General features: G+C 73.0%; 10 protein-coding genes. 9 read left to right on the top strand and 1 reads right to left on the bottom strand.

Translation table 11 applies throughout. The features are described from left to right. The coding region (locus CBZ_RS12780; protein WP_218022764.1) for a helix-turn-helix transcriptional regulator at positions 1–556 on the top strand (556 nt) is incomplete at its 5' end. Positions 557–592: 36 nt separating this feature from the next. Here the strand turns inward: CBZ_RS12780 and CBZ_RS12775 are convergent. Beyond that, entirely contained in the window at positions 593–817 is a 225-nt protein-coding gene (locus CBZ_RS12775) for a DUF8691 family protein (RefSeq protein WP_130781915.1), read from the bottom strand. Between the two features lie 210 nt (positions 818–1,027). Here CBZ_RS12775 and CBZ_RS12770 point away from each other — a divergent pair, with 210 nt between their 5' ends. From CBZ_RS12770 to pstB, 8 genes are all read left to right on the top strand, one after another. Then, complete coding sequence (locus CBZ_RS12770) at positions 1,028–1,429, top strand: DUF7144 family membrane protein (protein WP_130781914.1); 402 nt, start codon at positions 1,028–1,030, stop codon at positions 1,427–1,429. 61 nt (positions 1,430–1,490) lie between these two features. Then, positions 1,491–1,979 carry a DUF1269 domain-containing protein gene (locus CBZ_RS12765; protein WP_130781913.1) on the top strand — a complete coding sequence of 163 codons (489 nt, stop codon included), beginning with the start codon at positions 1,491–1,493 and terminating at the stop codon, positions 1,977–1,979. A gap of 101 nt (positions 1,980–2,080) precedes the next feature. Next, a complete protein-coding gene (locus tag CBZ_RS12760; RefSeq protein WP_130781912.1) occupies positions 2,081–3,253 on the top strand; it encodes a sensor histidine kinase in 1,173 nt (390 codons plus the stop codon). After that, the gene (locus CBZ_RS12755) at positions 3,250–3,981 is read left to right on the top strand and encodes a response regulator (protein WP_130781911.1); all 732 of its coding nucleotides are present in this window, start codon (positions 3,250–3,252) and stop codon (positions 3,979–3,981) included. Before CBZ_RS12760 ends, CBZ_RS12755 begins: the two co-directional genes overlap by 4 nt. Before the next feature lie 226 nt (positions 3,982–4,207). Continuing rightward, positions 4,208–5,320 carry a phosphate ABC transporter substrate-binding protein PstS gene (gene pstS / locus CBZ_RS12750; protein WP_130781910.1) on the top strand — a complete coding sequence of 371 codons (1,113 nt, stop codon included), beginning with the start codon at positions 4,208–4,210 and terminating at the stop codon, positions 5,318–5,320. Between the two features lie 94 nt (positions 5,321–5,414). After that, the gene (pstC, locus tag CBZ_RS12745; protein ID WP_130781909.1) at positions 5,415–6,446 is read left to right on the top strand and encodes a phosphate ABC transporter permease subunit PstC; all 1,032 of its coding nucleotides are present in this window, start codon (positions 5,415–5,417) and stop codon (positions 6,444–6,446) included. Next, positions 6,446–7,402, top strand: a complete 957-nt coding sequence (gene pstA, locus CBZ_RS12740; protein ID WP_130781908.1) for a phosphate ABC transporter permease PstA — start codon at positions 6,446–6,448, stop codon at positions 7,400–7,402. Before pstC ends, pstA begins: the two co-directional genes overlap by 1 nt. A gap of 10 nt (positions 7,403–7,412) precedes the next feature. Next, the gene (gene pstB / locus CBZ_RS12735) at positions 7,413–8,192 is read left to right on the top strand and encodes a phosphate ABC transporter ATP-binding protein PstB (RefSeq protein ID WP_130781907.1); all 780 of its coding nucleotides are present in this window, start codon (positions 7,413–7,415) and stop codon (positions 8,190–8,192) included. The last annotated feature ends 29 nt before the right edge of the window (positions 8,193–8,221 follow it).

The raw sequence follows: 8,221 nt of genomic DNA, 5'->3' as shown, positions 1-8,221 counted from the left end.
CTTCGAGCGCGCGCGGCGACGGGTCGAGGACGCGGTGCGGGCCGCGGCGGACGAGCACGCCGACCTGGCGGCGCTGGGCGAGATCGTCGCGGCGCACGCGCGCACCCCCGCCGAGGTCGTGTCCGCGCTGCGCGGTGCGCTCGCCGTGGCCGCGGTCGACGAGCCGGCCGCGCACCGGCTGCTGGAGCGTGCGCTCGACGTCGCCGAGCGGGCCGGGGTCCGCCGCCCGTTCGTCGAGCTCGAGCCGGTCCTGCACGACCTGCTCGTCGAGCACCTGCGGTGGGGGAGCGCGCACGAGGAGGTCGTCGCCGCCCTGGTCGCGGGCGACGCACCCCGGCGTGGGCCGCGCGGCGCGTGGGGCAGCCTGGAGCTGACGGAGCGCGAGCACCAGGTGCTGGTCCGGCTGCGCTCGACGATGACGACGACCGAGATCGCGGCGGCGCTGTTCGTGTCGGGCAACACCGTCAAGACGCACCAGCGCTCGATCTACCGCAAGCTCGGCGTCGCGGGCCGGCGGGACGCGCTGCGGGTCGCCGCGGAGCGCGGCCTGCTGTAGCGGCCACCGCCCCGCGTCGTCGCCGCCCGGGGCGGCTCAGCCCTCGTCGTCGGGCTCGGGGACGGCGTGCGCCTCGACGAGGACGAGGCCCAGGTCGTGCAGGAGCGCCACGATCCCCGTGAGGGCGGCGGGGTCCGCGAGCCGGCACGACAGCACCGTGCCGTGCGGCGTGGTCGTCGCGACGACGTCCGCGTGGTCGCGCAGGAGCGCCTCGAGGTCGGCACCGGCCGGGGACCCGTCGACGCGGATGTGGTAGAGCACGGCACCCCCTCGTCGCCCTGTGCGACCAGGGTCCGGCGGGCCGTCCGGGACGTGCCTCACGCCCTCCGGGTGATATCGGCGGCGGCCCGTCGCGACGCCCCCCGGCCAGTCACCCGGGACGGGTGAGGCGACGCCGGAGAGGCCCGCGCGACGCTGTGCCCCAGCGGCCCGGCAGGAGCCGGGGTCGGCGGGCGGAGAAGGGGGCGGGCGATGGCGCGCACGGTGACGGGATGGGTCGGCTGGGTGTGGTTCGGCGCGTTCGCGCTGCTCACGGTGGGGCTGTTCAACATCGTGGCGGGGCTCATCGCGGTCTTCCAGGAGGAGAAGGTCCTCGCCTGGTCGGGCCAGGGTCTGACGATCGTCGACGTCTCGACGTGGGGCTGGGTGCACCTGGTCCTCGGTGTCGCGCTCACGGGGCTCGGGCTCGTGCTGTTCACCGGTGCTGCGTGGGCCCGGTGGACCGCGAGCGTGCTCGTCGTGCTCAACCTCGTCGCGCAGTTCGTGTCGCTGCCCATCACGCCGTGGTGGTCGCTCGCGGTGATCATCCTCGACGTCGTCGTGCTGTGGGCGCTGATCGTGCACGGCGAGGAGGTCGAGCGGGCGGTCGCCTGACCCGGCCGCCGCGCCGGGACGCACGCGCAGCAGGACGAGGCACCACGAGGAGGGACGCACGATGACGACGTTCACGGCCTGGAAGTTCGACTCCCCGGAGGGGGCCCGCCGCGCGGAGACGGCGCTCAAGGGCGCGCAGTCCGACGGTCTGGTGAAGATCCTCGACCACGCGATCGTCGAGTGGCCCGAGGGTGCGTCGAAGCCCGACCTGCACCACAGCAACGAGGACAAGTGGCGCGGCACCGGCTGGGGCGCGTTCTGGGGGCTGCTGTTCGGCGGGATCTTCTTCGTGCCGCTGCTGGGGGCCGCGGCGGGCGCCGCGATCGGCGGCATCTCGAAGGCGGTGTCCGCGGTCGGCATCGACGACGCGCAGCTCGAGACGATCCGTCAGCAGATCACCCCGGGCACGTCGCTGCTGTGCGCGGTGACGACCGACGGCGACGTCGACCGGCTCGGCGAGCGGTTCCACGGGTTCGGCACGCACTCGACGCTCGTCGCGACCAACCTCACGGACGCCGAGCGGTCCGCGCTGCTGGAGACGTTCGGCTGAGGTGAACGACCCCGGACGGGCAGGTGAACGTCCGTCGACGTTCCGGGCGTGCCACGGTCGGGGAGGCGATGATGCCTCCCCGGCCGTCCTAGTCTGGGTGCGTGAACGGGTTCGACGGCCTCGCGCTGCTCCTCGCCGGTGGCCTCGGCCTGCTGACCGGCATCGGGGCGACCCTGGCGTTCCGGGTCAGCGAGCGCGCGCAGAAGGACACCGCGCCCCTGCCGGAGCCCGAGCTGGACGACGGCCTCGTGCGGGCGCTCGCGGTGCTGCGGTCGGCCGCGGTGGTGCTGGGCGACGACGACGTCGTGGTGCGGGCGAGCGCGCCCGCGCACGCGCTGGGCCTCGTGCGGGACGGCCGGCTCGTGCCGCCCGCGATCCGCGACATGGTGACGGCGGTCCGGCGCGACGGGGTGATCCTCGACGAGGAGCTGCAGATCCCGCGCGGCCCGCTCGGGCCGGGGCTGCTCATGGTGCAGGTCCGCGTCGCGCAGGTCACGCCGCACCACGTGCTGGTGCTCGCGGAGGACCTCACGCAGGCGCGGCGGATCGACGCGATGCGCCGCGACTTCGTCGTCAACGTGTCGCACGAGCTCAAGACGCCCGTCGGTGCGCTGCAGCTCCTCGCGGAGACGGTGCACGACGCCGCCGACGACCCGGACGCGGTGCGCCGCTTCACCGACCGCATGCAGTCCGAGGCGAGCCGCCTGTCGGCGCTCGTGCACGAGATCATCGAGCTGTCCCGCCTGCAGGTCGCGGGCGCGGTCGGGCAGGTCGCGGTCGTCGACGTGGACGCGGTCCTCGCGGAGGCCGTCGACCGGGCGCGGACCGCGGCGGACGCCAAGAAGGTGCGCCTCGACCTGGGCGGGGTCCGCGGCACGACCGTCCTCGGCCAGCACGACCTGCTCGTCACCGCGGTGCGCAACCTCGTCGACAACGCGGTCGCGTACTCCGGCGAGGCGTCGCACGTCGGCGTCGGCGTCCGCGAGGCGGGCGACCTGGTCGAGATCGCGGTCGTCGACGAGGGCATCGGCATCCCGGCCGACGAGCAGGACCGGGTCTTCGAGCGGTTCTACCGGGTCGACCCGGCGCGCTCGCGCGACACGGGCGGCACGGGCCTCGGGCTGTCGATCGTCAAGCACGTCGCGGCGGACCACGGCGGCGACGTGTCGGTCTGGTCGCAGCCGGGCCGCGGCTCGACGTTCACGATGCGCCTGCCGCGCACCACCCCCACCCCCCTGACCACCGGAGACACCGTGCGGGAGACCGCCTCATGACCCGCATCCTGCTCGTCGAGGACGAGGAGTCCTACCGGGAGCCGTTGACGTACCAGCTCGAGCGCGAGGGCTACGACGTCATCGCGGCCGCGACCGGCCCCGACGCGATCACGCTGTTCGAGGAGCACGGCGCGGACCTCGTGCTGCTCGACCTCATGCTCCCCGGCCTGCCGGGCACCGAGGTGTGCCGCCGGCTGCGCCTGACGAGCGACGTGCCCGTCATCATGCTCACCGCGAAGGACGACGAGATCGACAAGGTCGTCGGCCTCGAGCTCGGCGCGGACGACTACGTGACGAAGCCGTACTCGTCGCGCGAGCTGCTCGCGCGCATGCGGGCCGTGCTGCGCCGACGCGAGGCCGCGGTGACGACGGGGGCCACGGCCGCGGTCGCCGCACCCGTGCTCGACGAGGACGACGACCTGCTCGTCAGCGGCCCGGTCGAGATGGACGTCGACCGGCACACGGTGAAGGTGCGCGGCGAGCTCGTCGCGTTCCCGCTCAAGGAGTTCGACCTGCTGGAGATGCTGCTGCGCAACGCGGGCCGCGTCCTGACCCGCGGGCAGCTCATCGACCGGATCTGGGGCTCGGACTACGTGGGGGACACCAAGACCCTCGACGTCCACGTCAAGCGGGTCCGCGCGAAGATCGAGGCCGACCCGGCGAACCCGGTCCTGCTGCTAACCGTGCGCGGGCTCGGCTACAAGCTCACGGACGACGACGAGGCCTGACCCGGCCTGCACCCGCGGCACCGTCGCCGCTCCGCTCCTCGCCCGCACGCGCCCGGTTCGTCCGGTGCTCGCGTGCGGGCGTCGTCGTGCGGTGACGCCCCGCGGACTTCGTCGGCCACCGTTCACCCCCGGTTCACCCACCGCCGTCCGGCCCGTCACGTGGGCTTCCTACCGTCGGCCTCGCCGCGCACACCCCGGTGCGCGCACCGAACGACAGGACGACACTGTGAAGCTCTCCCTCCACCGCCGTGCCGGGGCGGTCGCCCTCACCGGCGCCCTCGCCCTCACGCTCGCGGCGTGCGGATCGGACGACCCGACGGGCACCGGCGACGCGACCTCTGGGTCGGACGAGAGTGTCAGCACCCTCAGCGGCGAGCTCAACGGCGCAGGCGCCTCCTCGCAGGAGAAGGCGATGGACGCGTGGCGTGCCGGCTTCCAGAGCGGCAACCCCGACGTCACCGTGAACTACGACCCGGTCGGCTCGGGCGGCGGTCGCACGCAGTTCCTCGACGGCGCCGTGCAGTTCGCCGGCACCGACTCGGCGCTCTCCGAGGAGGAGCTCGCGACCGCCAAGGAGACCTGCTCCGCCGAGGCGATCGACGTCCCCGTCTACGTCAGCCCCATCGCGGTCGTCTTCAACCTCGAGGGCGTCACGGAGCTCAACCTCTCCGCGACGACCATCGCGGGCATCTTCGAGGGCACCATCACGAGCTGGGACGCGCCGGAGATCGTGGCGGAGAACCCCGACGTGACCCTCCCGGCCGTGGCGATCACGCCCGTGCACCGCTCCGACGAGTCGGGCACGACGAAGAACTTCACCGACTGGCTCGGCAAGGCGTCGGGCGGCGCGTGGGCCCACGAGGCCGACGGCATCTGGCCCGTCGAGGGCGGCGAGTCGGCGCAGGGCACCTCGGGCGTCATCCAGACGGTCCAGGGCGGCAACGGCACCGTGACCTACGCGGACGAGTCGGCCGCCGGGTCGCTCGGCAAGGCGAGCATCCAGGTCGGCGAGGAGTGGGTGGCCCCGTCCGCCGACGCCGTCGCCGTCGCGCTCGACGCGTCGCCGCGTGCCGAGGGCCGCTCGGAGCACGACATCGTCATCGACATCGACCGTGAGACGACCGAGTCGGGCGCCTACCCGCTCTTCCTCGTCTCGTACGCGGTCGCGTGCCTCCAGTACGAGGACGCCGCCACGGCCGACCTGGTCAAGGGCTTCCTCGGCTACATCGTGAGCGAGGACGGCCAGGCCGCCGCCGCGGACGCCGCGGGCTCGGCCCCGCTGTCCTCGGCTCTCGCCGCCGACGCGCAGGCCGCCATCGAGGCGATCGCCGCCGCGTGACGGCAACGCCGGTGACCGGCCCGCACCGGGGGGATGCGGGTCGGTCACCGGCTCGTCGCACGTCCAGGCACCATCGAGCACCCGCAGGAGAACCGTGACCAGCACCACCAGCCCCCCGACCGCGGGCGGGCGACGGACCGAGGGCGACGGACGACCGTCGCCGCGCAGCCCGCTGACGCCCCGGCGCTCGGCCGGCTCGGGCGAGCGCGGTGCGAGCCGGCTGTTCCGCTGGGCCGCGACCGGGTCGGGCGCGCTCATCCTGCTGGTGCTCGCCGCCGTGGCGGTGTTCCTCGTGCTGCGGGCCTGGCCCGCGCTGACGACGCCCGCCGCCGAGCTCACCGAGAAGATCTCCTGGCTGCACGGCGCGGACTCGCTGCTCGAGTTCGTCGGGCCGCTGGTGTTCGGCACGGTGCTCGCCGCGGCGCTCGCGCTCGTCATCGCGACGCCCGTCGCCCTGGGCATCGCGCTGTTCATCTCGCACTACGCGCCGCGCCGCCTCGCCGCGGGCCTCGGCTACCTGGTCGACCTGCTCGCCGCGATCCCGTCGGTCGTCTACGGCCTGTGGGGTGCGCTGGTGCTGGCGCCGGCCGTCCAGCCGGTGTGGGCGTGGCTCAACACGTACCTCGGCTGGATCCCGCTGTTCGGCGGCGACGTGTCGCCGACCGCGCGCGTGCTGCTGACCGTGGGCCTGGTGCTCGCGGTCATGCTGCTGCCGATCATCACCGCCGTCACGCGCGAGGTGTTCCTGCAGACGCCGCGCCTGCACGAGGAGGCCGCGCTCGCCCTCGGGGCGACCCGCTGGGAGATGATCCGCACCGCCGTCCTGCCGTTCGCGCGGTCGGGCATCATCTCCGCCGCGATGCTGGGCCTCGGCCGCGCGCTCGGCGAGACGATGGCGGTCCTCATGATCCTGTCGCCCGGGTTCCTCTACTCGTTCGCCCTGGTCGTCGCCGGCCAGCAGCAGACGATCGCCGCCAACATCGCGGCCCAGTTCCCCGAGGCCAACCCGCTGGGCGTCTCGACGCTCATCGCGACGGGCCTCGCGCTGTTCGTCATCACGCTGCTCGTCAACATGGCCGCCCGCGCGATCGTCGCGCGCCGCAAGGACTTCTCGGGAGCCAACTGATGTCCGCCGCCACCGCCCCCGCCGTCGCCTCGACGGACGACCTGCGCCGGGTGCTGTCGACCGTCGACAAGGGCCGTCGCCGCCGCGACCGGCTCATGACGAGCCTCGTCGTCGGGGCGTTCGTCGTCGCGATGCTGCCGCTCGTGTCGGTCACCTGGACCGTCCTCGCGAACGGCCTGGAGCGGTTCGACCCGTACTTCCTCACGCACTCGATGCGCGGCGTCTTCGGCGGCATGGACGCCGGCGGCATCTACCACGCGATCATCGGGACCGTCGAGATCACGCTGTTCGCGACGCTCATCTCGGTCCCGATCGGCCTCATGACCGCCATCTACCTGGTCGAGTACGGCAGGGGGGCCCTCGCCCGGGCGGTGACGTTCTTCGTCGACGTGATGACCGGCATCCCGTCGATCGTCGCCGGTCTGTTCGCGTACGCGCTGTTCGCCGTGATCCTCGGCCCGGGCATCCGGATGGGTGTCGTCGGCTCTGTCGCACTGTCGGTGCTGATGATCCCCGTCGTCGTGCGGTCCTGCGAGGAGATGCTGCGGCTCGTCCCGAACGAGCTGCGTGAGGCGGCGCTCGCGCTCGGCGTGCCGCGCTGGCTGACGATCGTCAAGGTCGTCCTGCGCACCGCCGTGGCCGGCATCGGCACGGGCGTGATGATCGCCATCGCGCGCGTCATCGGCGAGACGGCGCCGCTGCTCGTCACCGTCGGCGTCATCGACTCGATCAACTTCAACCTGTTCGAGGGCCGCATGATGACGCTGCCCGTCTACGTGTACCGCCAGTACCAGCAGGGCCTCGTGCCGTGCTCGCCGGACGCCGTGGACTGCATCGCGACCATCAACTACGACCGGGCCTGGGCTGCCGCGCTGACGCTGATCCTCATCGTCATGCTGCTCAACCTCGTCGCGCGGCTCATCACCCGCTTCTTCGCCCCCAAGAACCTCGGCTAAGGACCCTCCTATGTCTCAGCGCATCGACGTCAAGGACCTCAACATCTACTACGGCGACTTCCGCGCCGTCGCCGACATCGAGATGGCCATCGAGCCGCGCTCGGTGACGGCGTTCATCGGCCCGTCGGGCTGCGGGAAGTCGACGTACCTGCGGACGCTCAACCGCATGCACGAGGTCATCCCCGGCGCGCGCGTCGAGGGCACCGTCGCGATGGACGGCATCGACCTGTACGGCGGCGACATCGACCCCGTGGCCGTGCGCCGCCAGGTCGGCATGGTGTTCCAGCGCCCGAACCCGTTCCCGACGATGTCGATCGCGGAGAACGTGCTCGCGGGCGTCCGGCTCAACAACCGCCGCATCTCCAAGGGCGACGCGCAGGACCTCGTCGAGGCCTCGCTGCGCGGCGCGAACCTGTGGAACGAGGTCAAGGACCGCCTCGACCGTCCCGGCTCGGGCCTGTCGGGCGGTCAGCAGCAGCGCCTGTGCATCGCCCGCGCGATCGCCGTGAAGCCGCAGGTGCTTCTCATGGACGAGCCCTGCTCGGCCCTGGACCCGATCTCGACGCTCGCGATCGAGGACCTGATCGCGGAGCTCAAGGCGAGCTACACGATCGTCATCGTCACGCACAACATGCAGCAGGCCGCGCGCGTGTCCGACCGGACGGCGTTCTTCAACCTGGCCGCGACGGGCCAGCCGGGCCGGCTGGTCGAGATCGACGACACGTCGACGATCTTCTCCTCGCCGCGCGAGCAGTCCACCGAGGACTACATCTCGGGCCGCTTCGGCTGACGGCCGGCCGCGGGGCGCCCCTCGGCGCC

The sequence above is a fragment of the Cellulomonas biazotea genome (assembly GCF_004306155.1).
GTDB classification, from domain to species: Bacteria; Actinomycetota; Actinomycetes; order Actinomycetales; family Cellulomonadaceae; genus Cellulomonas; species Cellulomonas biazotea.
This window is presented reverse-complemented; position numbering and strand designations above follow the sequence as displayed.

What these genes read in the sequence shown, in the direction of transcription:
- CBZ_RS12770 (WP_130781914.1), top strand. Translation starts at nt 1,028, where the DNA reads ATGGCGCGCACGGTGACGGGATGGGTCGGCTGGGTGTGGTTCGGCGCG.
- pstB (WP_130781907.1), top strand. Translation starts at nt 7,413, where the DNA reads ATGTCTCAGCGCATCGACGTCAAGGACCTCAACATCTACTACGGCGAC.
- CBZ_RS12755 (WP_130781911.1), top strand. Translation starts at nt 3,250, where the DNA reads ATGACCCGCATCCTGCTCGTCGAGGACGAGGAGTCCTACCGGGAGCCG.
- CBZ_RS12765 (WP_130781913.1), top strand. Translation starts at nt 1,491, where the DNA reads ATGACGACGTTCACGGCCTGGAAGTTCGACTCCCCGGAGGGGGCCCGC.
- pstA (WP_130781908.1), top strand. Translation starts at nt 6,446, where the DNA reads ATGTCCGCCGCCACCGCCCCCGCCGTCGCCTCGACGGACGACCTGCGC.